We start from the raw sequence: 25,358 nt of genomic DNA, 5'->3' as shown, positions 1-25,358 counted from the left end.
GTCTGGAGGCCCCCCCTCTCATCAGACTCTTTTCTGCCTGACCCACACTACCGTCTCGCCACCTCGCGCTCCACTGCGGGGACGGGGCGCGTTCATACCATCTTTTCTTTACGAGTAAAGAAAAGTGACATCTCACACGTTCTAAAACGGCCAACACCGCACAGCCGCGCCAGCAGCTAGAAGCATGAAAAMCCCACCCCCAAAACACTTCCGGCGCCATCATGCCAAACAAAAAATACAACCGCATTCCATGACACGGCTTCCACCGATTCAATCCTCGCCAAACTCGGCAGATTTTGTGAGCGAATCACCGGAACGGGACACCAGGAGCCGGAGCACGACCACACGCCTGCGCTCCTCGTTGGTGCCTGTTATGCGCTAGCTGCTGGCTCCTCCCAGTCGAAACGCCAGATCGCCAGCAGCGCGAACAGCGCGGCAAAGCCCAGCAACACACCGATCGGCACCAGCGCGGCCTGCAGCGGCAGCCCGCGCCAGGTCATCGCGTCCAGCCCGTCCACGGCCCAGCGCGTGGGCAAGGCCAGCGACGCCGATTGCAGCCACGACGGGAACAGGAAAGCCGGCACCCAGGCGCCGCCCAGCATCACCATCAGCAAGGTGGCGAAGATCGCCAGCCCGCGCGTGGCCGCCGGCGTGCGCCCGAGCGCAGCCACCAGCAGGCCGAAGCTGGCGGTGGTCAGGGCAAAGGCCACCACCACCCCGGCAAAGCCCGCCACGCTGCCGTCGATGCGCACGCCAAAGAACGCAATGGCGGCGCTGAAGATCAGCGCCATCAGGATCGCGGCCGTGAGCGCGCCGCTGACGATGCGGCTGCCCAGCAACAGAGCGCGCGACACCGGCGCGGCACGTAGGCGCTGCCACAGGCCGAGGCGGCGCATCAGCAGCAGCCCCACGCCAAACTCGATGCCCATGAAGAGGATGAACTGCACGCCCATGCCGGCGAAGGCATGCGCGTAGCTGTTGTAGGGACGGCCGGCCTGCGCGCTGGCCGGCTGCTCGCGCGCCTCGAACGGCAGCCCCATCCGCATGCTGGGCATGCCTGCCGCGTCCGGCCCGCTCGCGGCGCGCGCCGCCTGAGCCCGCTGCACGCGCTCGATGCTGTCGGCCATCGCCAGCACATCCTGGCGGTACGCGGCCGGGAGGTCCGGATTCGCTGCCATTGCGCCACGCAGCGCACCAAGCGGCCGGGCCGCGTCCGGCCCGCTGCCCATGGCCGCCTGCGATACGCTTTCCATCACGTGCTGGGTCAGCACGCCGCGCACCACCGCCAGGGCGAGCGCCTGCGAGGGGTCGTAGCGCAACGTCAGCACCGGCTTGGGCTGCGCGCCGAACAGCGCGCGCGGCGCCGCCTCGCCGAAGCCGTCCGGCAAGGTCACGGCTACCTGCACCTTGCCTTGCCGCACCGCTTCATCGGCGGCCTGGGCCGGCAGCTCGCGCAACTGCAATGCGCGATCCTGCCGCAGCGCCGCGACGATCTTCTGCGACAAGGGAGTGCCATCGAGGTCGCTGAGCGCCACCGGGATGCGCGATGGCTTCTGCGTGGCGGGGTTGAACAGGTAGCCAAAGAACGCCGCGATGGCGATCGGCGCGGCCACGCCCATGACGAGCGCCCGGCGATCCGAGAAATACAGCCGCAAGTCCGCGCGGACCAGTGCGAACAAGGCACGCAGTGCATTCAACGCGCTCATGCTCCGTCCCTCAGTTGCCGCCCGGTCAGGGCCAGGAACACATCCTCCAGCGTGGCCCGGCCCGACGCCAGGTGCCGCACCACGCGGCCACGGGCGCCCAGCCAGGCCATCACCGCGGGCACGGCGCGCGCGAGATCGTCCACGCCAATGGTCAGCACGCCGGCGCATTGCTGTGCGTGACGAACGTGGTGCGCAGCGCAGTCATGCGCCAGTTGCGCGGCATCGACCACGCCGTCGACCGTGACCTGCAGCGTCTCGGCCACCGGCAACCGGCCATAGAGCCCGGCCAGCGTATCGCTGGCCACCACCTGCCCGTGGTCCATGATCACGATGCGGTCGCACAGTCGCTCGGCCTCTTCCATGTAGTGCGTGGTGTAGAGCAGCGCCTTGCCGCGCTCGCGCAGCGCTTCCAGGCTGTCGAAGATGGCATTGCGGCTTTGCGGGTCGACCCCGGTGGTGGGCTCGTCGAAGATCAGGATGTCGGGATCGTGGACCAGCGCGCAGGCAATGTTCAGGCGGCGCTTCATGCCGCCGCTGAAATGCGCGGGCTTGTCCCGCGCGCGCTCGGACAAACCCACCAGCGCAAGTGCCTGGGCCGTGCGCTCGCGCAGCAAAGCACCCGACAAGCCATAGAGCGCGCCGAACAATTCCAGGTTGGCGCGCGCCGGCAGTTCCTCGTAGAGCGACAGCTCCTGGGGCACCAGCCCGATACGGCGCTTGAGCTGGCTCGCCGCGCGCGCGCCGGCATCCTGCAGCGCGCTGCCACCAATAAGGACGCGCCCGGCACCGGGGGCCACCAGGCCGCACAGCATCGCTACCGTGGTGCTCTTGCCGGCCCCGTTGGGCCCCAGCAGGCCCGTGATCTCGCCGCCAGCGACGGTGAAGGCAACGTCCTTCACCACCGCCCGCGTGCCATACGATTTGCCCAGGCCGATGGCTTCGAGCATGTGGCGCCCCCTCTCGTGAAGACGCACGATTCTAGCCGAGGTGCCCGGCCAGGATGCCCGCCTCGCGTCCGCCCGCAAGGGGGGTTAGCTGGACAAGCCCCACCCGATATGGCATAAGAGTACGTGCTGCCTCAAAAAACGGCAGCGGCTTGCCAGGATTTTCCACCCTTCATTCGAGACCTCATGCTCCTCGTCCCGCACCGCAACGCAGTCCGCCGCCATGCCATGCATGCGGTGGCAACGCGTGCGTGCGCGGCCAAGGGCGGCGTGCGCTCGCTCCGCGCCACACCGGCCGCGGTCAACACCTATGGTTTCGCCGCCGTGCTTTTCCAGGCCGTGCGGGGAAACCAGGACACACCAGCCAGGTCCTGACTTTCCCCGCACGGCACTTTGCCTGAGGGCGCGCATCGCGCCCCTTGTCCAATGTGCAACCTGGGAGAAAAGCCGTGTCTTCGTCTTCGATCTATCACAAGACCCTCTGTGCGATCGGCACCGTCGCCGTCGTCTACCTTCTCATCAATCTCTGATTGAGCACGGGGCCACGGCATAGCCGTCGCCCCGTCATGGCCCTGCACCCCTTTTTCCTGCCGCGGCGCGTTCGCGGCATTCACTTCGCACGCCTTCATCGCCATGGAGCTCACCAAGAATTTTGTCAAAGCCAAGCGCCCCTGCGCCGATGGCTACCGCTGGTTCGTCCGCAACCGCCAGGGCGGCAGCGACTACCAGCACCTGCTCGACGCCCTCGTCGATGACGGCCGCGTTGACGACGCCTGCTGGCTGCTCGCACAGTTCGGCCCCACCGATGCCGTACTCGCCGTGGACAGCGTCGAGGCCGATGCCGTGGTCTTTGCCGGCTCGCTGGTGGTGCGCGGCTGCATCGACGTCGGGACCACGCTGCGCGCCGGCGGCAGCATCCAGGCCGGCGGCGGCATACGCGCGGGCCGGGCCATCGTGGCCGGTGACAGCCTTGCGGCGGCCGGCGGCATCCACAGCGGCGGCGTGCTCGAAGCGGGCGGCGATATCAAGGCCGCATGGGGCATCGACGTGCAGGACACGATCACCGGCGGCGGCAACCTCAAGGCCGGCTGGGATGTGCTGTGCGGCGGCAAGATCGCGCTCGGCGGCAGCGCCGTGGCCGGGCAGGACCTGATCGGGCAAGCAGCCATTCACTGCGGCAAGAGCATCCGCGCCGGCGGTGTCATCGATGCGCGCCACACCGTGCGCGCCGGCCACGGCATCGAGTGCGGCGCTTCCATCCGCTGCGGCATGCATCTGGAGGCCGGCTGGGGCATCAAGGCGCTCGAGGCCATCGTTGCCGAATGCGCCATCAAGGCGGGCGAAGGCTTGCAGGCGGGCGACGAGATCCGCGCGGGCATTGGCTATGGCGTGTACGCCGGCCTGGATGTCAGGGTCGATGCATGGCCGGCGAGCGCGAAGGTGCTGGCGGCGCGCAAGCCCGAAGGCCTGGTGAGCGGATGGTGGGAGGAACCTGCCATGTGCTGAGATGCCACCGCCTGGCTTGTCCTTGTTCCTTCACGTTCTCATTGTTCACATCGTTCACTTGGGAGATAAGCAATGTTCTACAAAGTCTTGCTGGTCCTGGCCTTCTTCATGGTCGTGGTGTTTGCCCTGGCACGGGGCTTCCAGCACATGCCGGCCTGACCGCCGCGCCTCCGGGAGAACGACATGTCCATCATGGCGCCGGCCACGGCGCTTCCGTGGCTTGCGCGCAGGCTCGAGCTGCGCATCGATGTCAGCCACCGCCCCGCCGAGCTCGACCAGGAGTTCGATTCCATCTACGGCCGCCTGCACCGGCCGGGCGATCGTCTGCACGGCATCCCGGCAATCGCCACCGACTCGCCGGAGCTGGTGATCCGCTACCGCGAGGCGGATGGCGAGTACTACGTCTACGTGGAGGATGTGGCGCGCAAGCGCCTGGCGGGCTACACGGTCTTCAACCGCCTGATCGAGGTGGGGCGGCGCGCCGACCAATACCTGCGCGCGCCGCACTCCAAGTACGAGACGGCCTATCAGCGCCGCGGGCTGGCCACCGCAATCTACCGCTGGGGGCTGGACGCCGGCCTGTGCCTGATGACGGGCGCGCGGCAGTCCGCCGGCGCCAATGCCTTGTGGCACTCGCTGGCCAAGCACCATGTGCTGGGCTATGTCGACCTGCGCTACAAGACGCTGACTTATCTCGGGCAGGAAGTCAGCCGCGAAGTGCATGACGACCTGCACACGCGCATGATCCTACTGGGCAAGGGATGGAGCATCGAGCGGCTGGCGGCCGTCACCGGCATGCTGTAAAGCCGCGCTGGCGCCGCTTGCCGGGTTCATGAAGACCGGAATCGCCCGGGCTAATTGTTTCGCGCCGAAACAACTAGCCCGGGCGAATCGCTGATTTTTACGAAGTCGCATCTCAAGTTACAGATATGTTGCAACTTAGGCACTTCTCGCCTCTCCAGATTTTCCGGGATGCGTCGTAATCTTCAAACGTGCCAACCGGCGCTGCAACCCAATAGGAAATCATGTCCGAACGCCTCATCATGCTTGACGTCCCCGGTGTCCTCTACTCGAGCCGCTCCGAGGCTCGGCTGGGCGGAATCCCCGATACCGGCACCTTGCGCGACGTCCGCTTCTTCGATCCCGTCGCGCTCGGATTCGTGCGGCGCCTGTTCGGCCTGGCCGGTGCGCGCGTGGTGGTATCCGAGGMATGGCGCCGCGGCGTTCCCGCCGCCATCCTGCAGCAGCTCGACCTGCAGGTGGAAGGCATGACCCCCGATGTACCCGGCGGCCACGCAGCCCGCATCGCGGCCTATTTTGCGCACCGCCCCGCACCGCAGGCCTTTGCCATCCTGACCTGCGACACGGCATCGATGACAGACCCGCAATACGCGCATCTGCTGCCGCACGTGGTCAGCGTGAATCCGGCCGAGGGCCTGACGCCCGCCAACTTCAAGCAAGCGCTGGATATGCTTGGCGTGGCGTGCCCGTCCACCCTGTGCCTCGACACGCAGCCCGACGCGCGCGTGGAAGCCCGGCTGGAGCGGCTGCGCCGCCTGGCCAAGGAAGCGCCCGCGCGCTTCGAGATGGGCACCGTTGCCGCGCCCCTGCTGCAAGCCGTGCCAACGCTCGCGCTGCCGGCGCGGCGCACGGAAAAGCGGCTCGCACACGCCTGATACGCTGCGTGCCGATGCAAGCCGGCCCCGGCCGCGGCGCGCCTCTTCGGCGTGTAGCGGCCGGGGCCGGCTTGGCTTTCAGGCTACCGGGCTATCCGCCTTCTGGCTGAACACCAGCACCAGCCCAAGCACGATCGCCGCCATGCCTGCCAGGCTCAGCGCGGCAAGGCGATTGCCCAGGAACAGGTAATCCATCAGCGCGGTCACGGCCGGCACTAGGTAGAACAGGCTGGTGACGTTGACCAGGTTGCCCGCGTGGATCAGCCGGTAGAGCAGCAGCGTGGCGCCCACCGAAATCACCAGCGCGAGCCATCCGAGCGACAGCGCGAAGCCCGCCGAGGGCACCACCACCATCGGCTGGAACGGCACGAACAGCAAGCACAGCGCCAAGCCCGCGCCGTATTGCAACGGCATCACGTCGAGCGGTGCTTGCCGGATGCGTTTTTGCAGGATGGCGCCGATCGTCATGCACGCCAGCGCGCAGAGCGCAAAGCCCATGCCCAGCGGCGAGATCCGCGCCATCGCTATGCCCTGGAAGACCACCAGCACCAGCCCGCCCAACGCCACCGCCAGGCCTGCCAGCCGGCGCGCGGAAAAGCGCCGCTCCACCAGCAGCAAGGTCAGGATCGGCTGCACGCCCAGCAGCGTGGCCAGCACGCCCGGCGTCATGCCGCGCGCCAGCGCCAGCAGGTAGAAGATCGAATACGCGCCGGTCAGCAGCAGCCCGGAGCAGACCACCTGCAAGCGCGTGCCGGGCTGCGGCAACCAGCGCCGCCGCCAGGCCGCGAGCACCAGCAGCACGGCCAGCGCCAGCGCAAAGCGCGCGGCCAGCAAGGCAAAGGCAGAAGCATATTCAAGCCCGAGGCGCGCAAAGATGGCGCCGCTGCTCCATAGCAGCACGAAGAGCGTGGTCGAGCCATGCGCGCTCAGTGCGTTTTTGTTCAAATCCATGGGTTTCACCTGTCACGGTAATCCGTAAGACTCCGGCGCGCCCCGGCACACTGACGCCGCGCGGACGCGAAGGCGCCCTGGCATCAGGCGGGAACCAGCCGAAGAAGGAAGAAGCCGAAAAAAGACGGGCTGACGATCAGCCCAGCACGGCTGGGGGCGGCGGCGCAAGGCCGGCCCGCGTGCGCGGCGCAGAAGTGACAGGCGGTGCGAGCGGTACGAAGGCGGCGCACGGCCGCGCCGCGCCCGGGCGGGTCGCGATGGCGGCAAAGGCATTGTGCGCAGCGTGATGCATGGGAGTCCGTAAGTAGGCTGGGGCGGAGAAACAAGCAAGCATCCGGGCCCCGCAGGACTGCGTAACGTTACACCACGTCAATTCGCATGGCAATGCTGTCCGGTCTGCGGTGGGTTGGCTGGCCTAGGTGACCGGCTCGCGATCCACCGCTAGCCGGCTGGCAACGGCAAACAGCCACATCGCCAGCAAGGCCAGCCCCCACAGCACCAGCACCCGGCCCGCCGCCAGTTGCTCATCGACCAGGTAGGTGCTGCACAGTTGCGACTCCGCCTCCTGGTACAGCAATCCGGCGCTCAGCATCATCCAGGCACCGTTGATGACAAAGAACCCCTGCACCACAGGGCCGGCAGCCTGCCACGAGGCGCGCGCCAGCAGCCCCGCCAGCACCATGCTCGCCACCTTGGCCATGCCCATTGCGCCCGCCAGCGTGGCTGCGTCCAGTGCCACTGGTAGCATCCAGTAGCTGACGATGCACCACGCCGCCAGCAGGCCTGGCAGCCCCGCCGCGTTCCATGGCGCCACCCAGGCCGCCAGCCGCGGCCCGGCACAGCGCGCCGCCCACCAGCCGGCAAGTGCCAGCAGCGGCAGTTCCAGCCCCATATGCCTGGCCATGGTCGCCTCCAGCCATGGGCGCAAGAGCGCGGCCACGGCCAGCATCAGGCCGGGCAGGCAAGCTTGCCAGGCGGGTGCAAGCCGCGCCTTCACAGCCGGCTGCGCAGCACGTCGGCCAGCGCCAGGTCCGGCCGCTCCACGTCATAGGCAGCAGCCAGCCGGCCTTGCGCGTCGACCAGGAACAGCGCGGCATTGTGCGAATAGCCGCCCAGCCCATCGGGCAGCACGACGATGCCGAAGGCGTCGAGCAGGCCGCGCAAGCGCGCAGGATCGGCCACGGTGGCGAAGGTCCAGATGGCAGGATCGGCGCGCAGCGTGCGCGCATAGGCCAGCAGCGCAGCAGGCGTATCGCGTGCCGGGTCGAAGGAGAGCGTCAGCAGGCGCACGCGGTCCTGCAGGCCGCGCTCGCGCAATTGCTGCTGCAGCCAGGCCTGCCCCGATGCGCTGGTGCGGCAGATTGCCAGGCATCGGGTATAGACGAAGGTCACCAGCGTGACGGGCCTGCCGCGCTTGCCGCTGCCCTCGCCCTGCGGCATGGGGCCGCCAAAATCGTGCCGCCGGCCCGTCTGGTCGAACAAGGCCAGCGCCGGCAGCTCGCGCGGGGCGCGCGCCAGGTCCAGGCGCCGGGCGCCATCGGCGCTAAGCGTGCGCAAGCCGCGCGTCGTGGCGAACACCGCCGCACCGGCCAACACCAGCACGAGCGCAACCATCGCCAGCGTCTTGCTCCACGCACGCGTCATGGCTTGGGGGCACCTCCCGTGGTCATGAATGCCTGCAGCGCTTCGCCGCCGTGCCAGGGCGCCTTTTGCGCGACGGAAGCCGCGCGCGCCGCCGCGATCTGCGCGGCCTCGACCGGCGCGGCGCCATTACCCCACTGGCTGCGGATATGCGTGGCCAGCGCCGCGATCTCCTGGTCGGAGAACTGCTCGCCGAAGGCCGGCATGGCGCCGTTGTAGGTGGTACCGAGCACGTCCAGCGGGCCAGTCATGCCGTGCAGCAGGATCTGCGCGAGGCGGTCCGGATCGTCGTTGACCCAGGGGGAGCCTGCCAGCGGCGGGAACACACCGGGAATGCCTTGCCCGTTGGCCTGGTGGCAAGCCTGGCAGTTGGCGGCGAACAATAGCTTGCCGTCGGCTACGCGGCCCTGCCCGGCCGGCGCCGCCAGCGCGGCCAGGTCGCGCCGGTCGCCCAGCGCGGCGCTGCCGTCGGCGCGCTCGATCAGGATGTAGCTGATGGCCCAGACCAGCAGGCCGCATACCAGTGCCAGCACGATCTTGGGCACCGGGTTGTGCTGCTCAACGGGATCGGCGTTCTCTGTCTTATGGGCTTGCGAGGGCTTCATCGTAGCTGGCTTGCGCGCCGGGCGCGCGTGGCGCCGGCGGGCTGGAGGTGGATTGAGAAGAAGCGATCGCACCGAACGGGTTGGACGGCGCGGTCGAAACGGATGCCAGCGAGGCAGGCTCCGGCGGCTGGCCGGTTGCGCCCGCGGCTGCGGCCTGCTCCACCACCGGGTAGGTGTGGCGCAGGCCAATCAGGTAGGCGACCAGGTCCAGCGCCTGGGGCGTGGCCACCACCACCTTGCCCGGCGGCACCGTGCCGCCGGGCAGCGCGACCACCTTGTCGCTCTTGCCGACGGCGCCTTCCGGCTTGAGCTCGAACAGGAACGGGTAGCCCGGCATGATGCTGTCCGCCACGTAGGCGCGCGGCTGGTAGAGATGGCCCAGGTGCCAGTCGGCGCTCGGCTGGCGCACGCCGATATTGAACAGGTCCGGGCCGGTGCGCATGGTGCCGAGCAAAGGCGGGCTGTCATAGTGGTAGTCCGCCGCCACGGACGGGCGGCCCCAGCCGCGCGCGCCGTCGGCGCGGCCCGCGCCGGTGGAGCTGGGCTGCTGCGTATGGCAGGCGATGCAGCCGTTGGCGAGATACACCTCGCGCCCGCGCAGCTGCTCGCTGGTGTAGGGCGCCAGCGCCGCCGGCGCGGGCACATCCTTGAGCTGCAGGAAGGGCACCACGATCATGGCCGAGGTGGCGAGCGAGAGCGTGACCATGGCCCCGCCCACAAGTTTGAGTTCGTTTTCCATGTTCAGGCAGCCGCTTGGGAAACCATGCGATCGGTCTGCGCCAGCGCCGAAGGACGCAAGACCATCAAGGCAAAGTGAAAGGCAAAGACCAGATGGCCGAGCGTCATCAGCGCGCCGCCCAGCGAACGCCCCTGCAGCCAGGGCAGCGTGACCGTCACCGATTCCATGAAGGGACGCGCCGGGTCCAGCAGCGCCAGGCCCTGCAGCACGCCGCCAATGCTCAGCGTGATGAGGTAGGTGGAAAAGCCCGCCACCACCAGCCAGAAATGCAGCGAGATCAGCGCGGGCCGGGGCCACGGCGCGTCGACGATGCGCGGCAGCGCGAAGTAGATGCCGCCGAAGATCACCATCGACACGAAGCCGTACATGCCCAGGTGCGCGTGCGCCACCGTGAAGTGCGTGAAGTGCGTCACCGCGTTGAGCGAGCGCAGCGCCTCGAACGAGCCCTGCACCGACGCCAGCGTGTACATGATGGCGCCGAACACGATGAAGCGCAGCGTGGCCGAGTGGCGCAGCGCGCCAAAGTTGCCCTTGAGCGTCAGGTGCTGGTTCACCGAGAACGCGGTCACCGGGATGATCATCATCACGCTCTGCACGATSGAMAGCGTGATCAGCCACGGSGGAATCGGGCCGCCGATCAGGTGGTGCGCGCCGACCTGGCCGTAGAAGAACGCCAGCGTCCAGAAGCCCAGCARCGACAGGTTATACGAGCGCACCGGCCGCCCGATCACCTTGGGCAGGAAGTAATAGACCGAGGCGAGCGACAGCGGCGTATAGAACAGGCCCAGCACGTTGTGCCCGAACCACCAGTTCATGGTGGCCTGCTCCACGCCGAAATGCACGCCCGGGATCTTGGCCACCACGTACAGCACCGGGAACCAGAACAGCGCCGCGCCGATGTACCAGACCGACACGTACAGATGATGCACACGGCGCTTTTGCAGCATGAATGCCAGCGGCAGGCCGATCATCATCCCGCCCAGCGCGAACAGCAGGCCCACTTGCCAGGGGATCTCCAGCCACTCCAGTCCGGCGTTGATGCCCACAGCAATGCTGCCGAGCCCCGCCACCAGCCCCGCATTCCAGACCAGCGCGCCGATCATGGCAAAGCGCCCGCCCAGCAGCGGCGTGCGCAGCAGGCGGGGCAGCATCCACAGCGTCAGCCCGAGCAGCCCCATCGGCGCCCAGCCATAGGCGACCGCGTTCAGGTGCAGCGTGCGCAAGCGGCCAAAGGAAAGCCACGCCTGCCCGGTCAGCAGGTCGGGCATATGCAGCTTGAGCGAGCTAAGCAGGCCGGCGGCGGACGCCACCACCAGCTCCGCCTCGAGATCGGCGCGTGCGGCGGCGGTGGCAGGCGCCTCCCGGCTGGACGCCGCGCCCACCCAGAGTGCYTGGCGCTGCGCCGCGTCGCTCGACGGCTCCTCCGGCTGGCCGACCTCGCCGGGCGCAAAGATGGTGCGCGCACCAGCGGCTTCGAGATCGAACAAGCCCTTGCGCAACGACCAGATGAAAGCAAACAGGCCACCGACCGACAGCAGGAAGGTAGCTAACAACAGACTCGTGGGATCCATGGATTTCCTTGCACTTCCCATGACGGCGCCGTGGCGGCCGTGGCTTGCGGACAGCGTTGAATGCTAAGGAGACAAGGCCGGCCCGAACAGGATCAGATCGGATCGATACAACCGGATCAGAKGGAATCAGGCGTGACATGTTGCCGCAGCAAATCTGCCGCATTGGAATATCCCCATGCGCTGTGTCGTGCATCGCGCCGATACGATACAGTTGCCGGAAATCAGACATAGGCCAAACAGTGGATCTCCAATGCCGCCCAGCAAGCCAGACACCCCCCCGCTAAAAGACGGGGAAGCCACGCCCGGCACGCTCTACGAAACGCTGGCCGACGATATCGCGCACTCGATCCAGGCCGGCACGCTGCGGCCCGGCGACCGCCTGCCCTCCGTGCGCCAGGCCAGCGCCAGCCGCGCGCTCAGCCCCTCCACGGTGTTCCAGGCTTACTACCTGCTGGAAGCGCGCGGGCTGATCATCGCGCGCCAGCGCTCCGGGTACTTCGTGGCCAGCACCAGCCGCGTGCTGCCACCCGAGCCCGAGGCCGCGTCGCAGCCGGCGGACGAATCCACCACGCTGAATGTCAGCGAACTGGTCTTCGACGTGCTGGCGTCGGCCAAGCAGCGGGAGCTGGTGCCACTCGGCTCCGCGTTTCCCAGTCCGCTGCTGTTTCCGCTGCCGCGCCTCGCCAAGTCCATGGCGGCAGTGGTCCAGCAGCTGGACCCATGGAGCTCGGTGGACGACATGACGCCGGGCAACGCCGGCCTGCGCCGCCAGATCGCCCTGCGCTACCTGATCGACGGGCTTACCGTGCACACGGACGAGATCGTCATCACCAACGGCGCGCTGGAGGCGCTGAACCTGTGCCTGGCGGCCGTCACGCGCCCGGGCGACGCGGTCATCATCGAGTCGCCCACCTTCTACGGCGCGCTGCAGGCGCTGGAGCGCCACGGCCTGCGCGCCATCGAGGTGCCCACGCATCCGCGCGAAGGCATCGAGCTCGACGCCCTCGCCCGCGCGCTGGAACGCCACCGCCCGAGCGCGTGCTGGCTGATGACCAATTTCCAGAACCCGCTGGGCAGCCTGATGCCCGACGACAAGAAGCGCGAACTGGTGCAGTTGCTGGCGCGCTTCGAAGTGCCGCTGATCGAGGACGACGTCTACGGCGAGCTGTACTTCGGCAACAAGCGCCCCACCCCGGCCAAGGCGTTCGACACGCAGGGGCTGGTGATGCACTGCGGATCGTTCTCCAAATGCCTGGCGCCGGGCTATCGGATCGGCTGGGCCGCGCCCGGACGCTTTGCGCGCGAAGTGGCGCGCGCAAAGCTCACCAGCACGCTGACAGTGGCGGCGCCAACACAAGCCGCTATCCTTAACTACCTGGAGAAGGGCGGCTACGACCGGCACCTGCGGCAGTTGCGCCAGGCGCTGATGCAGCGGCAGGACGCCTTCGCGCAGGCCATCGCGCGGCACTTCCCGCCGGGCACGCGGGCCACGCGGCCGGCTGGCGGGTACTTCCTGTGGATCGAGATGCCGGCTGGCACCGACAGCCTTGCGCTGCACCGCTATGCGCTCTCGCACGGCATCAGCATCGCGCCCGGCCCGATTTTTTCCGCGCATGGCGGCTTCCGGCATTGCTTGCGCATCAACTGCGGCCACGACTTCGACGACCGGACCGACGCCGCGCTCGCCACGCTGGGCCGGCTGGCCAGGCTGACAATGCAGTAAAGGCCGCGCCGCACCTGCCTTACAATGCGCGGCCCAATGGAGAACACAAAATGGAATCCCGCCTGACCGAACTAGAAATCAAGGTCGCCTTCCAGGACGACCTGCTCGACACGCTCAATCTCGCCGTGGCGCGCCAGCAGCGGCAGATCGACCTGCTGCAGGAACAACTCCAGGCGCTTTACCAGCAGATGCGCTCCAGCGGCACGGGCGGCGCCGACAACGGCCCCCAACACGAACTCCCGCCGCATTACTGATCGTGCGCATGGCCCGCGGCAAGACTGGACAATTGGACGACAATCGGACAATTGAACAAAGCCGGCGCAGGCGCGGTCAGAAGGGATAACGCGCAAGACGCCAACCTGGAGGCACCGCAGCATGCCGACGACGCAACACCGCACCCGGCCCCGCAAATCCCTGACAACGCGCAAAGCCGCCGCCGCCGGCGCGCTTGCCATGCTGGTCGCCGCCAGCGCCTGGGCCGGCTATAACGTCTGGACCGGCGACTACACATTTTCCCGCCAGGAACTGCAGGACGCCGTCGACAAGCGTTTCCCGGCACGGTTGCGCTACGCCCAGGTGCTCGACGTCCAGCTGACGCATCCGCGCCTGCTGCTCGACGAAGCCAACAACCGCGTGACCACCCAGATGGATGCACAGGTCAGCAACACCTTGCTGCCCGCGCCACCGATCAACGGCACGCTTTCACTGAGCAGCGGGCTCAGGTACGACCCGGCCAGACGCGCCGTGCTGCTCGACAATCCTTCCGTCGAACGTGTCCAGGTCGCCGGCATGCCGGCGCAATATGGCGAGCAACTGAACGCCATCGGCGCCGTCGTGGCGCAGCAACTGCTGCGCGATTACCCGCTCTACACGTTCAAGCCGGAAGAATTGCACGTTGCCGGCAAAGACGTCGAGCCGGGCGCCATTACCGTGCTGGCCGACGGCATCAAAGTCCAGGTCAATACGCGTTAAGCGCAATACGTCCCCCCTATTCGCATCCAATGGCGATGCCGTCGCCGTGCGAAACATGTTGTATCCGCGCACGCATTCATACCAGAAATTCGCGCAGTTAATTCACGCCGCGCGAGCAATGTCGCGCGACCGGTTATACTCCGCGCTCCACAACTAACGGGTAAATACAAATGGCCGTAGCAAAGAAAGTCGCAACCAGCGCAGCAGCAAAGACCAAGCCGGCAGCCGCCAAGAAGGCAGCAGTTCCCGCGAAGAAGGCCAGCGTGCTGGCTCGCGAACTGGCCGCTGCAAAGAAGGGCCTGCTGAAGCTGCGCGCTGATGCAAAGAAGGCGATCGAAACTGCTAAGCGCGAAATCAAGGTCGCAGCTGAAGCCGCCAAGAAGGCCGTGCTGGCTGAAAAGCAAGCCGCCAAGGAAAAGCTGGCTGCTCAAAAGGCCAAGGCCAAGCCGGCTGCGAAGAAGCCGGTGGTGAAGGCCGCCGTGGCAAAGAAGGCTGCAAAGCCGGCCGCCGCCAAGAAGGCAGCAGCGCCCAAGGCAGCACCGAAGGCCGCCGCCCCGAAGGCAGCAGCTCCGAAGGCAGCAGCACCGAAGAAGGCAGTCGTGAAGGCAGCCCGCAAGCCGGCAGCGCCGAAGAAGGCCGTGGCCGTCAAGGTCGAGGCAGAAGCGCCTGTCGCCGCGAAGTAAATCGCGCAAGGGCCAGCGCGGCAGGTGGCCCGGACATGCGCGCGGTAATCCGCGCCGTGCTCCGGTCCCCGCCGCGCACCACTTTTGTGCGAACTGGCTGGCGCCCTGCAGGGCCAGCCGGACATCTCCAGACAATATCCCCGCTTATTCAAGCCGCCCTGGCCGATCGGCATTTCCCGATTAGCGCCGCCTGGCTTCGCCTGTCATTTCCCGCATTTTCCGCATTTCCCACATGGCACGCATTGCCCGCCAGGACGATCGCCGCGTCTTAAGCCAACGCTAAGGTGGCATGCGCAAAGACAATTCAGCGAAGACTTAACCCCTCTCCGCGCCAGTCCTCAATCCCGTTTTGTCGAATTTCGGCCACGCATTGCACGCGGCGCAATCCGCCTGCATTTGGCGATGAAGTTCCTATTTTCGGAATACCAGGCTGAAATTATTGGCCGGCATCGGGATTGGCTCGTCCATGCGAAAGCCCTCGGCCTGGCCCAGCGCCGCCACGTCTTCCATATTGCGCACGCCCCATTCGGCGTTCGCGCTGCGCAACTGCGCATCAAAGGCGGCATTGCTCGGCGCGGTATGTTCGCCGTTGCGCCGATACGGGCCATACAGGTAAAGCACGCCGCCGGCTGGCAGCAAACGCCCGGCCCCGGCGAACAGCGCCTCGGCCGCAGACCACGGCGCGATGTGGATCATGTTGATGCAGACCACCGCCTGCGCCGCCTCGATGCCCCAGGGCTGCTGGCGCACGTCCAGCACCAGCGGCGCGAGCACATTGGCCAGCCCGGCATGCTCGGCCCAGCCCGCGATCGACTCGCGCGCTGCGGCGTCGGGGTCGCTCGGCTGCCAGGTCAGCCCCGCCAGCGCGGCCGAAAAATAGGCGGCATGCTGGCCGGTGCCACTGGCGATTTCCAGCACCAGGCCGCTCTGCGGCAAGACCCGCCGCAGCACGGCCAGGATGGCGTCGCGGTTGCGGTCGGTGGCCGGCGCCATGCGGCGCGCGTCGTGTTGGCCGGCTTGGTTCGGCATCTTGTTGCTCCTGTTGGGGGTATGGGTCTGGGCCACGGGGCGCGTTGGCGCGCGGCAGCCGCGCTTTACCGCAAGCGTAGCAGGCATGACCGGTCCCGGGTCTATGTTGCCTCAGCGGGTCCACGCGCCGGTGGCCCGAAACGCTCCCGGTATTCGCCCGGGGTGACGCCGATGCGCTTGAGAAAGGCGCGATGCAAAGCGTCCACGCTGCCAAAGCCTGCGCGCTCGGCGATTCGCTCCAGCCGCCAATCCGAGCCTTCCAGCAGGACTTTGGCACGCTCCACACGCGCGCCCTCGACAAAGCGGGCAGGCGGCTCGCCGGTCTCCCTGGCGAACGCACGCGCGAAAGTGCGCTCGCTCATGCCCGCGCGAGCGGCGAGCACCGGCCCTCTCAGGTCGCCCCTTGGGTCGTCGATAATGGCCGCCAGCAATGCGCGCAACCTGGGCGTGGCACTGGACTGCAGGCGCAGGCCGGTACTGAACTGCGACTGCCCGCCGGGGCGCCGCAGGAACAGCACCAGTTCGCGCGCTACCGCCAGCGCCACCTCAGGACCGCAATCGGCCTCTACCAGCGAGAGGCACAGGTCGATGCCGGCGGTAACGCCGGCCGATGTATAGAAAGGTGGATCGGCGACGAAGATTGCGTCCGGCTCCACCTGAATCGCTGGGCGCAATGTCTTGAGCAAGCCACAGGCGTTCCAGTGCGTGGTGGCACGGCGCCCGTCGAGAAAGCCGGCCGCGGCCAGAACAAACGCGCCCGTGCAAACGCTGGCGATGCGACGCGTACGCCGGGCGCGCGCCTGCAACCAGGCTAGCAGGTCCGGGTCGGTGGCGGCGCGGCGCAGGCTCTCCTCGCTGCCGCCAGCGACCACCAGCGTGTCGATGCGCTGCGGCAGGTCGGCAAGCGCAAGCGCGCCGGCCAGGCGCAGGCCGGCATGTGTCCCAAGCTCGCCACCGGCTTGCGTGGCGAGCCTGACCTCATAGGGCTTGCGGCGGCCCGCGGGGCTATGCAAGTTCGCCACCGCGAAGACCTCCATCGGCCCCACGACGTCGAGCGACTGCACGCCCTCGAAGCCGAGCACTACCACCTTTCGTGTTGTTCGCTGTAGATAAGCCATGGCAAAGAATGCGGTAATTCTGTCCTTTTTGCCAGCCCCGGCGGAGGGTAAATTCGATCTATGTGCATCTGGTACGAAACGCACCAACCGAGGACACCATGCAGTACGCCATCATGACCCGCCTTGCCGCGCTTGCGCTGTGCACTTGCACGCTGTGCGGCTGCCTCAAGCCCGCCGCGCAGATCCCCGCTTCGACCGAACCCGCAGAACGACGCCATGCTGCGTCCGCGGCGTCGTCCGGTAATCCGGCGACGCTCGCGCTGCCCGCGCCCAGGGCCGGGCGGACGCGACCGCTGGTCGCCGTACTGGCCGACAATGCCGGCACCGAGGTCACCGATTTCGTGATTCCGCTTGGCGTACTGCGGGAGGCAAGCGTGGCCGACGTGCATGCAGTATCGACCGGCCCCGGCACCGTCACCTTGATGCCGGCCCTGCGCGTGCGGGCCGACCTGACAATGGCGGCCTTCGACGCCGCCTTTCCCGAAGGCGCCGATATCGTGATCGTGCCGGCGATGCATCATGAGGACACGCCGGCCACGCTAGCGTGGCTGCGCGCGCAGGCAGCACGGGGAGCGACCGTCGTGGCGGTCTGCGAAGGCGCGCGCGTGGTCGCGAGCGCCGGACTGCTCGATGGCCGCTCGGCCACGACACATTGGTATGCGATGCGCCGTGTCGGCGCAAAATTTCCAACCACCCGCTGGGTGGGCGACAGGCGCTATCTGGCCGATGGCAACGTTGTCACATCGAGCGGCGTGACTGCCTCGGTGCCGCTGTCGCTGGCATTGGTCGAGGCGATTGCCGGCCAACAAGTGGCGGCGGCAACCGCAGCGCGCCTCGGCGTAACGGAGTGGAGCCCACGCCACGATTCGGCCCCCTTCAAGCTAGGCGCCGCGAGCATCGGCATCGCGCTCTCGAACCGGCTCGCCTGGTGGCGCCACGAGGCCATCGGTATCGCCGTGGCACCGGGTTTCGACGAGATCGCGCTGGCGCTGCAGGCGGATGCCTGGTCACGGACCTATCGCTCCGAGGCGCTGACACTTGGCACGGGTGCAACGCTGCGCTCGCGCCACGGACTCTGGCTTGAGGCTGACGCCATCACCGCTCGCGCGGACGACGAGCCCGCAGCCAGCCGCCATGACTTGCCGCCATACGCTGGCTTGCCTGCGGCGGCGCTGGATGCCGCCTTGGCCGGAATCCAGGACCGCTACGGCCACGCCACCGCGGATTTCGTCGCCCTGCAACTGGAGTATCCCCGCCCGCGCTAGCCATTTCCCGGGGCGGGTGTGTCAAAAAAAAAGCCCCCGGTGACAAAGTCATCGGGGGCCCAACAAAGCGCCGGGGTAACAGCTGTCCCGCGCTTACGCCTTACTGGTCTTGATGCTCGTGGTATCGGCCGTCAGGTAGCCGACGGCGGCGCCAAAGCGGTCCTTGTAGTTGGCGCGCACCAGCGGATCCAGCGTKGCCTGGACCTTGGCGTGCAGGCCGCTCCAGTCGCCGGCGTGCTGGAAGTTGTTCATGATGTAGGTCCAGCCGTTGATCTCGTCCACCGCATGCAGGCCGGTGGATTCCGCGCCGGCCGGGGTCGAGAGCACGCGCGACAGCGTCTTGGTGTCTACGTTGTAGGCCCACAGGAAGTTGTTGACGTGCTGGCCGCTGTCCTCGCCGATGAACAAGGTGCGCAACTTTTCCGAGAACTTGAGGTTGTCCGGGTTGGCGATCTGGTCCGGATCGGCGGTGTTGCCGAGTGCGTCCGCACCGATGTCCTTGCCCACGATCAGCGCCTTGGTGTGCACCGGCACCCATTCGCTATTGATGGCGGCGCCGCCCATATCCTTCTGGCCGCCGGCAAGGTTGTGCTGCATCACGCCGCCAGCGTTGAGCGCCGTGGGGATCGCGATGTTGCTCTGTGCGTTCCAGCCCTTGGCGTTGTTGACGACCATCGAGTCGATCATGTTCTGCAGCGCGGAGTAGGCCACCTTGTCCTTGATATTGACGGTGGTGCCTTCCATCTTGGTAAAGCCCATGCTGCCGCCCTTGAGGTAGGCGTAGCGATGGGTTTCCAGGAAGGCCGCGGCCTTCTCCTTGCCCGGGTTGACCTTGATCCAATTGGCGGTGCCGCCAACGAAGATCTTGGTGAAGGTGGGGTCCGCGGGGTCAGCCGTGCGCACGTCCATGATGTCGGTGGGCAGGTTGGACTTGGCCATGGCCTCGACTTCGGCGCTGGTGGCGTGCCCCAGGTTGACCCACGTCAGGTCGGCGCCGGGGGCGGCCGGATCGATGGAGAAGCCCGCACCCACCTTCGCCACGTACAGCGTGCCGGCGGACAGGTCCTTTTCCTTGTCGGCCACAAACATGAACAGACCGCTGTTGGTGGCGTCGTCGCCCATCAGCACCGTGCGGTTGTCCGGCATCACATGCACCAGTTCGTGCGAGATGCGGCCCATGCAAAAGTGCTTCTTGATGCTGGCGGTGCCGTCGGCATTGACCGTGACTTCAGGCATGTGGCCATAGAAGTACGGGTTGGCCACGACGCTGGCAGTGCCGAGCAGGTTCTTGCTGAACGCCAGGAACTGCGCGTTGGTGGCGGCCGTGAACGCGTCCGGCTCGTACTCCTCGCTCGACAGGTGGGTGTTCCACGGCGACAGGCTGGCGCCGCAGGTAATCCACAGGCCATTGACCGACGAAGTATCGACGTTGTGGTACTTGACCAGGGTCAGCTTGCCGGTGGCCGGGTCCTGGTCCAGCGTCAGCACGCCGATCGGGGACGGCAGGCGGCCGTAGGCGCTGGCGCCAGCCTGGTCGCGCGTGGTGTATTCGAACTGGACCACGGCGAAGACCGTGTTGCCCTTCACGCCGGCCACCTTGGCGCCGTCGATCTTGAGCAGCGAGGTGCCGTCGGGCGAGTCGGAGTAGAACTGGCGTTCCTTGCCGGCCACCGATTTGTCGATGATCGGCTGGTTGTTGATGTCGAAGTAGCCGCCGGCGAGGATGCTGCCGCCCTTGCCATCCGGGACCATGTCGCCGGTGACGAAGAAGGGCTGGTAGGCCAGCTTGTAGGTTTGGCTGCTGCCGTCGCTGAACGATACCTTCAGGCTGGAACCCACCGTGGTGGTAGCCATCGCGGCCGGGTTGGCCAGCGTGGGCGCGGCCATGCCGGTGAATTCGGCGGTGGTAAACGTAGCTCCGGCAGGCGTGACGGGCGCCGGAGCCGTTGCGGCTACTGCGTCGCCATCGCCACCGCAACCGACCAGAAAGGCGGTAGCGCCAAGGCCCAGCGGCAGCATGGGGGCGCCAGCCAGGAATTTAAGCGCCTTGCGGCGGGATGCGTCCGGTTTGTCGAGCATTCTTCTTTCCCGTTTCGTTATGTGAAGGATCAGGCGGCGCGCCATGCGCGCTGCCATGCAGCGCGCTCGTGGGGACAACCGCGCAGCGTTCAGGCCGATACGTATCCTATGAATGATTTGTTACAGCTTGTTTAAACTGACTTAACTTGCAGACATCCAGGAGGCCTCTCGCACAATCCGGGTGGCCGGGGCGGCTGCGGTACACTGGCGCAGGCCCCAATCCGGTGCCCCGATTCCTTTAGCTTTCCGCCCGCCGGCGCCGCGCATCGCGCGCCGTGACGCGGCCTACCCCGTGCCGACCTACACCCTTGCTTCTCCCGTCCAGTCAGACCTGGAAATCCGCAAGAGCCGCTTCATCGGCTTTGCCTTGCCCGTGCCCGACCGCGCCGCGGCCATGGCCGAAGTGGCGCGCCTGCGCGCCGACCACGCCACCGCCACCCATGTCTGCTGGGCGCTGCTCGCGGGGGGGCAGTCGGGCATGTCCGACGACGGCGAGCCATCCGGCACCGCCGGCCGGCCCATGCTGGAAGTGCTGCGCCACCATGAGCTGGAAGGCGTGCTGGCGGCCGTGGTGCGTTATTACGGCGGCGTCAAGCTGGGGGCGGGCGGGCTGGTGCGAGCCTATACGGACGCGATTGCGGTGGCGCTCAAGGATGCGCAGCGCATCGAGCGCATCGCCTATGCGGAGCTGGTTGTGGAGGTGGACTACGCCGACGAAGCCCGCGTGCGCCGCTGGATCGAGCAGGAGAGCCACGAGCTGGCGCATGCCGAACACAGCGTGGCCGCCCGGCTGACCATCCGGCTGCCGGCCAGCCTGCTGGCACCGGCCCGGGCCGCGCTGCGCGACGCCACCCATGGCCGTGCGCGCTTTCCCGGCGCGGACGAGGGGCAAGCGCAACCATGAGCAACGACATCGCCGCAGCCCCAGTGGCCCCGGCAGCCCCGGCTGCGTTTGTCGCACGCCTGGAGCCGCAGGGCAGCACCTTTGCCGCGCTGCCCACGCAGACGCTGCTCGAAGCCGCGTTGCAGGCCGGCCTGACATTCCCGAGTTCCTGCCGCAACGGCACCTGCCGCACCTGCCTGTGCCGGCTGGCCGCCGGGCGGATCGGCTACCGCATCGAGTGGCCGGGCGTGAGCTACGACGAGCGCGACGAGGGGTTCATCCTGCCGTGCGTGGCGTATGCCGAGAGCGATGTGGTGATAGAAGCGCCGCAACCGCTCTAGCCAGGCACAGGCGTCAGGCGGCCACCTTGCGCACCCGCCGTGGCGCGGCGCGCTGGCGCGCCGCCAGGCACTGCATAAAGAACCGCCACGCGATCCGCAATGCATCCGGGCCGGACGGATCGGCAAAGGCCTGGCTGGACGGTCCGCCGCTCCACGCGTGCCCGAGCCCTTCGATGCGCACCAGCCGGATGCAGGGCTCGCCCTCGCTCGACCAGGCAAAGATGCTGTAGGGACGGCGCTGCCCGCGCTGGATCCGGCGCGGCTTGGCCAGCACGGGTGGCTGCGCCAGCAATTGCTGCCAGAGCGCAGCGCTGGCCAGCGCGTTATCGAAGTGCACCACATGATCGGCATCGCCGTGCAGCAGCAGCAAGGGCGGAGGGCGGCGCCCCGCCAGTTGAAACCGCGCCGCGTCCACATCCGGCTGCCCCTTGCCGTGCATCACGCGCGCCGCCTGCGCGGCGTTGGACGCGCTGAGCGGCACCGCCCCGGAATGCGAGCCGACCGCGACAAAGCGGTCCGGGTAGCGCAGCCCCAGTATCACCGCCATGGCCCCGCCCGCCGACAAGCCAAGCGCGAAGACGCGTTCGCGGCGAACCGGATGCTGCTGGCAGACATGCTCGACGATCGACATCAACAGGCTGGCCTCGGCCACCACGCGCGCTGCCGAGCGGAACCAGTTCCAGCAGCGCTGGGCGTTGGCTTGCGACGATTGCTCCGGCATCAGCACCACGCAGCCCGCGCTGCGCGCCAGCGTAGCCGCGCGGGTGCAAGCCGCAAAGCTGGCCGTGTCCTGGCCACAGCCGTGCAGCAACACCAGCAAGGGCGCGGGACGCGATGCGCTCACCCCGGGCGGGATGAACAACCGGTAACGGCGCTGCACGAGCGGACCCAGCCCCCAGCTGCCTTCCTCCCAGCGTCCGCCGCCGCGGCTGACCGGCGTAGGCACYGGCGAGGCAACGCCGGTCAGCACGCGCTGCGCCGCCTTGCTCATCGCCTCCCCCTGCCTGAGCGCCGAGCGGATCGCGGACTTCGCGACCGTGCGCTGCGCACGCCGGACATTGCGGGTGGCGATCTTGCTCAAGGTATTCCAGAGCTTGGTGCCACTGCGATTGCGTCGTGTCATCGGCGATATGCCATTGGCGGCATCTCCAGCGCGGGGGTTGCGGGAATGCGCGGCCTGCGGTGCAGCGCAGCAGCCAGTATGCCGCGCGCGACGACGCGCTGTCAGCCCTATTGCGTGCAAACCAGGCCACGTGGGCGCATTCCTGCAGCACAATGCGGCACGACGCGGCACGCACCTGGCAGCGGCACGCGCAACCCCGGGAGAATGCGCCTTCGCCTCCCTCCCGATCAGAACAACCCGCGCAGCGCCAGCTCGGCCCCGAGCAGCAGCAGCCCGCAAAAAAACAGCTTGCGAAAACGCGCCGCGCTGATGCGATGGCGCAGCCACTGGCCGATGAACATGCCGGCCAGCGCCGGCACCAGCGCCAGCAGCGACGCCCCCAGCACCGGCGTGTGCAACAGCGCGCCATGCATCGCCAGGCTCACCGCGAGCGCGATGGTGGACACCGTGAACGACAAGCCGAGCGCCTGCACCAGCGTCTCGCGGTCCAGGCCCAGCCCCTGGATATACGGCACCGCCGGAATCACGAACACGCCCGTGACCGCCGTGATCGCGCCGGTGACCACACCGACCAGCGGCGCCAGCCAGCCCTCGGCGGCGGTTGGCACCTTGGGGTGGAACGCAGCCAGCCCCAGCACCGCGTACAGCACCAGCGCCACGCCCAGCCATGCGGTGGCATGCACCATCAGGCTGGGCGGCAGCAGCGCGGCGGCCAGCCACGTGCCCGCGCAGATCGCGGCCAGCAAGGGCCACATCCGCCGCGCCAGCTCGCCAAGCCGCGGCCCGGTGTAGAGCTGAACGACGTTGGTCACCATGGAAGGCGCGACCAGCAGCGCCGCAGCCTGCGCCGGCGGCATCGCCAGGCCCAGCAGCCCTACCGCCACGGTAGGCAGCCCAAGCCCCACCACGCCCTTGACCAGGCCGGCAAGCAAGAAGGTAAAGCCGATCAGCGCGGTCTGCGCATTCAGGAAAGCCGATTCCATGGCTTGCTCACCGCGCCGGCGACGCGGGCGCCGCGATGGGTGCGTGCACGGCGCGGCTGTCCGMCGGCGCCTGGTCGCGTTCATTCAAACCATAGTCGCGCAGCACATGCGCCACGCGCAGCCGATAGCCCGCGAACACGCCGCCGCGCCCGGCCGACTGCGCCAGCCGGTGCTCCTCGGTATTGCGCCACGCCATGACCGCGGCCTCGTCGCGGAAGAACGACAGCGACAGCAGCTTGCCCGGATTGGTCAGGCTCTGGAAGCGCTCCACCGAGATAAAGCCGTCGATGGCCTCCAGCGTCGGCCGCAGTTGCGCGGCGATCTGCATGTACGTGTCCTTGCGGCCCTCGGCCGGCTCGACTTCGAAGATGACTGCGATCATGGTGGGGTCCTATTGTCCTATTGTCCTTTTGTCCTACTGTCCGATTGACTTGCTTCACAAAAAATGTGGAATGCGCACGTTGACCGATGGCCGATAGCGGAATGCGCGCGCCAGCGAAGCCGGATCCGCGCCACGCGCCAGCAGCGCGGCCACCACGGCCTGCGCCACCGTGGACGCCAGCGCGTCGCCGGGGCACGCGTGGCGGCCACGCCCGAAGGTCCATGGCGCTGGCGTCGCCGCCTCGCTTTTTTCGAGCGAAGCGGCCGCCAGCACGACCAGCACCGCATCGCCCGCCTTCAGTTGCGCACCGCACAGGCGGACATCGGCGGCCAGGAAGCGCCGGGTGTTCTGCACCGGCGGATCCTCCCGCAGCACGCGTGCGGCCACGCAGTCCAACGCGGGCAGCGCTCGCCCATGGGACGTATCCCGGCCCAGGCACAGGAGCATGTTGCCGACCAGGCCGGCGGTGGCCTCGCACGCCTGGATCAGCAAGCCGATCGCATTGGTGACGACGATCTCCTGCGCCACGCCGGCCGCAAGCGCTTCCTGCACCAATGCGTCCAGCGGCGGCGCGGACGACAGGCTCGTGCGCATCCAGGCCTGGAGCCAGGTGGCGGCCTCGCTCCCGGCGGCAATCTCCGGCGCTGCCGCCAGCGGCGACATGGCCCGCGCGAAGGCCGCCACCTGGCCCGCTACGCCGGGCTTGCCAGCCACCGCCAATCCTAGTGCATCGGCTACCGCCAGCACCGGCAAGGTGAACATCCAGTGGTTCACGGCGGCACCGGGCCGGACGGCGTCGAACGGCAGGTCCTGCGCCAGCGCCAACACCCGCGCCCCCAGGCCGGCAAGCGCCAGGCACGCCATGCGTTTGCGCAGCACGCCCTTGAGCGGCGCATGCCAGTCCCCATCGTTCATGCGGATCAGGCCGCCGAACAGTGCACCGGCCGTGCTGCCCGCCAGCGCTGGCGGCACGGTTTGCGCGGGCGGCCGCACGCGGCACGCGGGATGGGTCAGCACGGCCTGCACCTCGGCGGCGCCGGCGGCAACCCATAGCCCAAGCGCTTCGTCGCGATAGAACGGGCGCTGCGCGGCAAGGGCGCGGTAGTACGGCGCCGGATCGGGGTGCGTCACGGCGCGAAGCGGGTCGGACGGCATTGGCATGGCGGTCGGCAAGGGCATGGGGAGGCGGATCGGGAGCACACAAGCAGTATGCCGTCGCGCCCCGCCCGACGTTTCATGACGATATGAAATGTGGAATGCAGACCCGAGCGGCAAAGGCGGGGGATGCCACGCCCGCCAAGCGTACGGACGTTTGACAATTCACCCCTTCATCGTAAACTGGTTGTCAATTACGAGGACACTCATGCGAATTCAGAAGAGCGAACAATTGACCAGCATCGTCCTGTCGGTGTTTCAGCTGAACGGCCGGCTCCTGGCC

At 67.9% G+C, this 25,358-nt stretch carries 26 protein-coding genes and 1 pseudogene; 12 read left to right on the top strand and 15 right to left on the bottom strand.

Features of this window, described 5'->3' with window-relative positions; genetic code table 11:
* Positions 1-371: 371 nt before the first annotated feature.
* Positions 372-1,706: an ABC transporter permease gene (locus tag AC1DS3_RS13935; protein WP_441640637.1), complete on the bottom strand. Its 1,335-nt coding sequence runs from the start codon at positions 1,704-1,706 to the stop codon at positions 372-374.
* Complete coding sequence (locus AC1DS3_RS13930; RefSeq protein WP_441640638.1) at positions 1,703-2,653, bottom strand: ABC transporter ATP-binding protein; 951 nt, start codon at positions 2,651-2,653, stop codon at positions 1,703-1,705. Before AC1DS3_RS13930 ends, AC1DS3_RS13935 begins: the two co-directional genes overlap by 4 nt.
* A gap of 183 nt (positions 2,654-2,836) precedes the next feature.
* Between AC1DS3_RS13930 and AC1DS3_RS13925 the strand changes: the two genes are divergently transcribed.
* From AC1DS3_RS13925 to AC1DS3_RS13910, 4 genes are all read left to right on the top strand, one after another.
* The gene (locus tag AC1DS3_RS13925; RefSeq protein WP_174423822.1) at positions 2,837-3,025 is read left to right on the top strand and encodes a hypothetical protein; all 189 of its coding nucleotides are present in this window, start codon (positions 2,837-2,839) and stop codon (positions 3,023-3,025) included.
* 258 nt (positions 3,026-3,283) lie between these two features.
* Positions 3,284-4,156 (top strand): hypothetical protein, encoded by an 873-nt coding sequence (locus AC1DS3_RS13920; RefSeq protein ID WP_441640639.1) that lies wholly within the window; start codon positions 3,284-3,286, stop codon positions 4,154-4,156.
* 183 nt (positions 4,157-4,339) lie between these two features.
* Positions 4,340-4,960, top strand: coding sequence for an N-acetyltransferase (locus tag AC1DS3_RS13915; protein WP_441640640.1), 621 nt, complete (start codon positions 4,340-4,342; stop codon positions 4,958-4,960).
* A 221-nt stretch (positions 4,961-5,181) separates the two neighbouring features.
* Positions 5,182-5,832, top strand: a complete 651-nt coding sequence (locus AC1DS3_RS13910; RefSeq protein ID WP_477127376.1) for an HAD domain-containing protein — start codon at positions 5,182-5,184, stop codon at positions 5,830-5,832.
* Positions 5,833-5,910: 78 nt separating this feature from the next.
* Here AC1DS3_RS13910 and AC1DS3_RS13905 read toward each other — a convergent pair whose 3' ends face one another.
* From AC1DS3_RS13905 to AC1DS3_RS13880, 6 genes and pseudogenes are all read right to left on the bottom strand, one after another.
* The gene (locus AC1DS3_RS13905; RefSeq protein WP_441640642.1) at positions 5,911-6,783 is read right to left on the bottom strand and encodes a DMT family transporter; all 873 of its coding nucleotides are present in this window, start codon (positions 6,781-6,783) and stop codon (positions 5,911-5,913) included.
* 415 nt (positions 6,784-7,198) lie between these two features.
* Entirely contained in the window at positions 7,199-7,780 is a 582-nt protein-coding gene (locus AC1DS3_RS13900) for a hypothetical protein (protein WP_441640643.1), read from the bottom strand.
* On the bottom strand, positions 7,777-8,427 hold the full coding sequence (locus tag AC1DS3_RS13895) for an SCO family protein (RefSeq protein ID WP_441640644.1): 651 nt from the start codon (positions 8,425-8,427) through the stop codon (positions 7,777-7,779). Before AC1DS3_RS13895 ends, AC1DS3_RS13900 begins: the two co-directional genes overlap by 4 nt.
* Entirely contained in the window at positions 8,424-9,029 is a 606-nt protein-coding gene (locus AC1DS3_RS13890; RefSeq protein ID WP_441640645.1) for a c-type cytochrome, read from the bottom strand. Before AC1DS3_RS13890 ends, AC1DS3_RS13895 begins: the two co-directional genes overlap by 4 nt.
* A 127-nt stretch (positions 9,030-9,156) precedes the next feature.
* A pseudogene (locus AC1DS3_RS13885) lies at positions 9,157-9,768 on the bottom strand (cbb3-type cytochrome c oxidase subunit II); the annotation flags it as partial.
* Positions 9,769-9,770: 2 nt separating this feature from the next.
* Complete coding sequence (locus tag AC1DS3_RS13880; protein WP_441640646.1) at positions 9,771-11,339, bottom strand: cbb3-type cytochrome c oxidase subunit I; 1,569 nt, start codon at positions 11,337-11,339, stop codon at positions 9,771-9,773.
* Between the two features lie 250 nt (positions 11,340-11,589).
* Between AC1DS3_RS13880 and AC1DS3_RS13875 the strand changes: the two genes are divergently transcribed.
* From AC1DS3_RS13875 to AC1DS3_RS13860, 4 genes are all read left to right on the top strand, one after another.
* Entirely contained in the window at positions 11,590-13,062 is a 1,473-nt protein-coding gene (locus AC1DS3_RS13875; RefSeq protein WP_477127375.1) for an aminotransferase-like domain-containing protein, read from the top strand.
* Between the two features lie 50 nt (positions 13,063-13,112).
* Positions 13,113-13,316 carry a SlyX family protein gene (locus AC1DS3_RS13870; RefSeq protein WP_150985171.1) on the top strand — a complete coding sequence of 68 codons (204 nt, stop codon included), beginning with the start codon at positions 13,113-13,115 and terminating at the stop codon, positions 13,314-13,316.
* A 199-nt stretch (positions 13,317-13,515) separates the two neighbouring features.
* Positions 13,516-14,034, top strand: coding sequence for a DUF1439 domain-containing protein (locus tag AC1DS3_RS13865; protein WP_441640672.1), 519 nt, complete (start codon positions 13,516-13,518; stop codon positions 14,032-14,034).
* Positions 14,035-14,204: 170 nt separating this feature from the next.
* The gene (locus tag AC1DS3_RS13860) at positions 14,205-14,717 is read left to right on the top strand and encodes a fumarate hydratase (RefSeq protein ID WP_441640648.1); all 513 of its coding nucleotides are present in this window, start codon (positions 14,205-14,207) and stop codon (positions 14,715-14,717) included.
* A 411-nt stretch (positions 14,718-15,128) separates the two neighbouring features.
* Here the strand turns inward: AC1DS3_RS13860 and AC1DS3_RS13855 are convergent, their stop codons facing one another.
* Together AC1DS3_RS13855 and AC1DS3_RS13850 are read right to left on the bottom strand one after the other, a co-directional pair.
* Entirely contained in the window at positions 15,129-15,746 is a 618-nt protein-coding gene (locus AC1DS3_RS13855; RefSeq protein ID WP_441640649.1) for a DUF938 domain-containing protein, read from the bottom strand.
* Positions 15,747-15,847: 101 nt separating this feature from the next.
* On the bottom strand, positions 15,848-16,864 hold the full coding sequence (locus AC1DS3_RS13850) for a GlxA family transcriptional regulator (protein WP_441640650.1): 1,017 nt from the start codon (positions 16,862-16,864) through the stop codon (positions 15,848-15,850).
* Positions 16,865-16,962: 98 nt separating this feature from the next.
* On the opposite strand from AC1DS3_RS13850, the gene AC1DS3_RS13845 reads away from it, so the two are divergent.
* A complete protein-coding gene (locus AC1DS3_RS13845; protein ID WP_477127374.1) occupies positions 16,963-18,129 on the top strand; it encodes a DJ-1/PfpI family protein in 1,167 nt (388 codons plus the stop codon).
* 93 nt (positions 18,130-18,222) lie between these two features.
* Here AC1DS3_RS13845 and AC1DS3_RS13840 read toward each other — a convergent pair whose 3' ends face one another.
* Positions 18,223-20,208 carry a PhoX family protein gene (locus AC1DS3_RS13840; RefSeq protein ID WP_441640652.1) on the bottom strand — a complete coding sequence of 662 codons (1,986 nt, stop codon included), beginning with the start codon at positions 20,206-20,208 and terminating at the stop codon, positions 18,223-18,225.
* A 292-nt stretch (positions 20,209-20,500) separates the two neighbouring features.
* On the opposite strand from AC1DS3_RS13840, the gene AC1DS3_RS13835 reads away from it, so the two are divergent.
* Positions 20,501-21,112 (top strand): IMPACT family protein, encoded by a 612-nt coding sequence (locus AC1DS3_RS13835; protein WP_441640653.1) that lies wholly within the window; start codon positions 20,501-20,503, stop codon positions 21,110-21,112.
* On the top strand, positions 21,109-21,432 hold the full coding sequence (locus AC1DS3_RS13830) for a 2Fe-2S iron-sulfur cluster-binding protein (protein WP_441640654.1): 324 nt from the start codon (positions 21,109-21,111) through the stop codon (positions 21,430-21,432). Before AC1DS3_RS13835 ends, AC1DS3_RS13830 begins: the two co-directional genes overlap by 4 nt.
* Before the next feature lie 13 nt (positions 21,433-21,445).
* Here the strand turns inward: AC1DS3_RS13830 and AC1DS3_RS13825 are convergent, their stop codons facing one another.
* From AC1DS3_RS13825 to AC1DS3_RS13810, 4 genes are all read right to left on the bottom strand, one after another.
* Positions 21,446-22,555 (bottom strand): extracellular catalytic domain type 1 short-chain-length polyhydroxyalkanoate depolymerase, encoded by a 1,110-nt coding sequence (locus AC1DS3_RS13825; protein ID WP_441640655.1) that lies wholly within the window; start codon positions 22,553-22,555, stop codon positions 21,446-21,448.
* A 227-nt stretch (positions 22,556-22,782) separates the two neighbouring features.
* A complete protein-coding gene (locus AC1DS3_RS13820; RefSeq protein WP_441640656.1) occupies positions 22,783-23,538 on the bottom strand; it encodes a sulfite exporter TauE/SafE family protein in 756 nt (251 codons plus the stop codon).
* Between the two features lie 7 nt (positions 23,539-23,545).
* Complete coding sequence (locus AC1DS3_RS13815) at positions 23,546-23,920, bottom strand: antibiotic biosynthesis monooxygenase family protein (protein WP_477127373.1); 375 nt, start codon at positions 23,918-23,920, stop codon at positions 23,546-23,548.
* Positions 23,921-23,974: 54 nt separating this feature from the next.
* Positions 23,975-25,081 (bottom strand): cytochrome P450 family protein, encoded by a 1,107-nt coding sequence (locus AC1DS3_RS13810; protein WP_441640657.1) that lies wholly within the window; start codon positions 25,079-25,081, stop codon positions 23,975-23,977.
* Positions 25,082-25,169: 88 nt separating this feature from the next.
* On the opposite strand from AC1DS3_RS13810, the gene AC1DS3_RS13805 reads away from it, so the two are divergent.
* On the top strand, positions 25,170-25,358 hold a 189-nt coding region (locus tag AC1DS3_RS13805; RefSeq protein WP_477127372.1), incomplete at its 3' end, for a hypothetical protein.

Source organism: Cupriavidus sp. 01L46 (genome assembly GCF_056399905.1).
This window is presented reverse-complemented; position numbering and strand designations above follow the sequence as displayed.

What these genes read in the sequence shown, in the direction of transcription:
- AC1DS3_RS13935 (WP_441640637.1), bottom strand. Translation starts at nt 1,706, where the DNA reads ATGAGCGCGTTGAATGCACTGCGTGCCTTGTTCGCACTGGTCCGCGCG.
- AC1DS3_RS13930 (WP_441640638.1), bottom strand. Translation starts at nt 2,653, where the DNA reads ATGCTCGAAGCCATCGGCCTGGGCAAATCGTATGGCACGCGGGCGGTG.
- AC1DS3_RS13925 (WP_174423822.1), top strand. Translation starts at nt 2,837, where the DNA reads ATGCTCCTCGTCCCGCACCGCAACGCAGTCCGCCGCCATGCCATGCAT.
- AC1DS3_RS13920 (WP_441640639.1), top strand. Translation starts at nt 3,284, where the DNA reads ATGGAGCTCACCAAGAATTTTGTCAAAGCCAAGCGCCCCTGCGCCGAT.
- AC1DS3_RS13915 (WP_441640640.1), top strand. Translation starts at nt 4,340, where the DNA reads ATGTCCATCATGGCGCCGGCCACGGCGCTTCCGTGGCTTGCGCGCAGG.
- AC1DS3_RS13905 (WP_441640642.1), bottom strand. Translation starts at nt 6,783, where the DNA reads ATGGATTTGAACAAAAACGCACTGAGCGCGCATGGCTCGACCACGCTC.
- AC1DS3_RS13895 (WP_441640644.1), bottom strand. Translation starts at nt 8,427, where the DNA reads ATGACGCGTGCGTGGAGCAAGACGCTGGCGATGGTTGCGCTCGTGCTG.
- AC1DS3_RS13890 (WP_441640645.1), bottom strand. Translation starts at nt 9,029, where the DNA reads ATGAAGCCCTCGCAAGCCCATAAGACAGAGAACGCCGATCCCGTTGAG.
- AC1DS3_RS13875 (WP_477127375.1), top strand. Translation starts at nt 11,590, where the DNA reads ATGCCGCCCAGCAAGCCAGACACCCCCCCGCTAAAAGACGGGGAAGCC.
- AC1DS3_RS13870 (WP_150985171.1), top strand. Translation starts at nt 13,113, where the DNA reads ATGGAATCCCGCCTGACCGAACTAGAAATCAAGGTCGCCTTCCAGGAC.
- AC1DS3_RS13865 (WP_441640672.1), top strand. Translation starts at nt 13,516, where the DNA reads ATGCTGGTCGCCGCCAGCGCCTGGGCCGGCTATAACGTCTGGACCGGC.
- AC1DS3_RS13860 (WP_441640648.1), top strand. Translation starts at nt 14,205, where the DNA reads ATGGCCGTAGCAAAGAAAGTCGCAACCAGCGCAGCAGCAAAGACCAAG.
- AC1DS3_RS13855 (WP_441640649.1), bottom strand. Translation starts at nt 15,746, where the DNA reads ATGCCGAACCAAGCCGGCCAACACGACGCGCGCCGCATGGCGCCGGCC.
- AC1DS3_RS13850 (WP_441640650.1), bottom strand. Translation starts at nt 16,864, where the DNA reads ATGGCTTATCTACAGCGAACAACACGAAAGGTGGTAGTGCTCGGCTTC.
- AC1DS3_RS13845 (WP_477127374.1), top strand. Translation starts at nt 16,963, where the DNA reads ATGCAGTACGCCATCATGACCCGCCTTGCCGCGCTTGCGCTGTGCACT.
- AC1DS3_RS13830 (WP_441640654.1), top strand. Translation starts at nt 21,109, where the DNA reads ATGAGCAACGACATCGCCGCAGCCCCAGTGGCCCCGGCAGCCCCGGCT.
- AC1DS3_RS13820 (WP_441640656.1), bottom strand. Translation starts at nt 23,538, where the DNA reads ATGGAATCGGCTTTCCTGAATGCGCAGACCGCGCTGATCGGCTTTACC.
- AC1DS3_RS13810 (WP_441640657.1), bottom strand. Translation starts at nt 25,081, where the DNA reads ATGCCAATGCCGTCCGACCCGCTTCGCGCCGTGACGCACCCCGATCCG.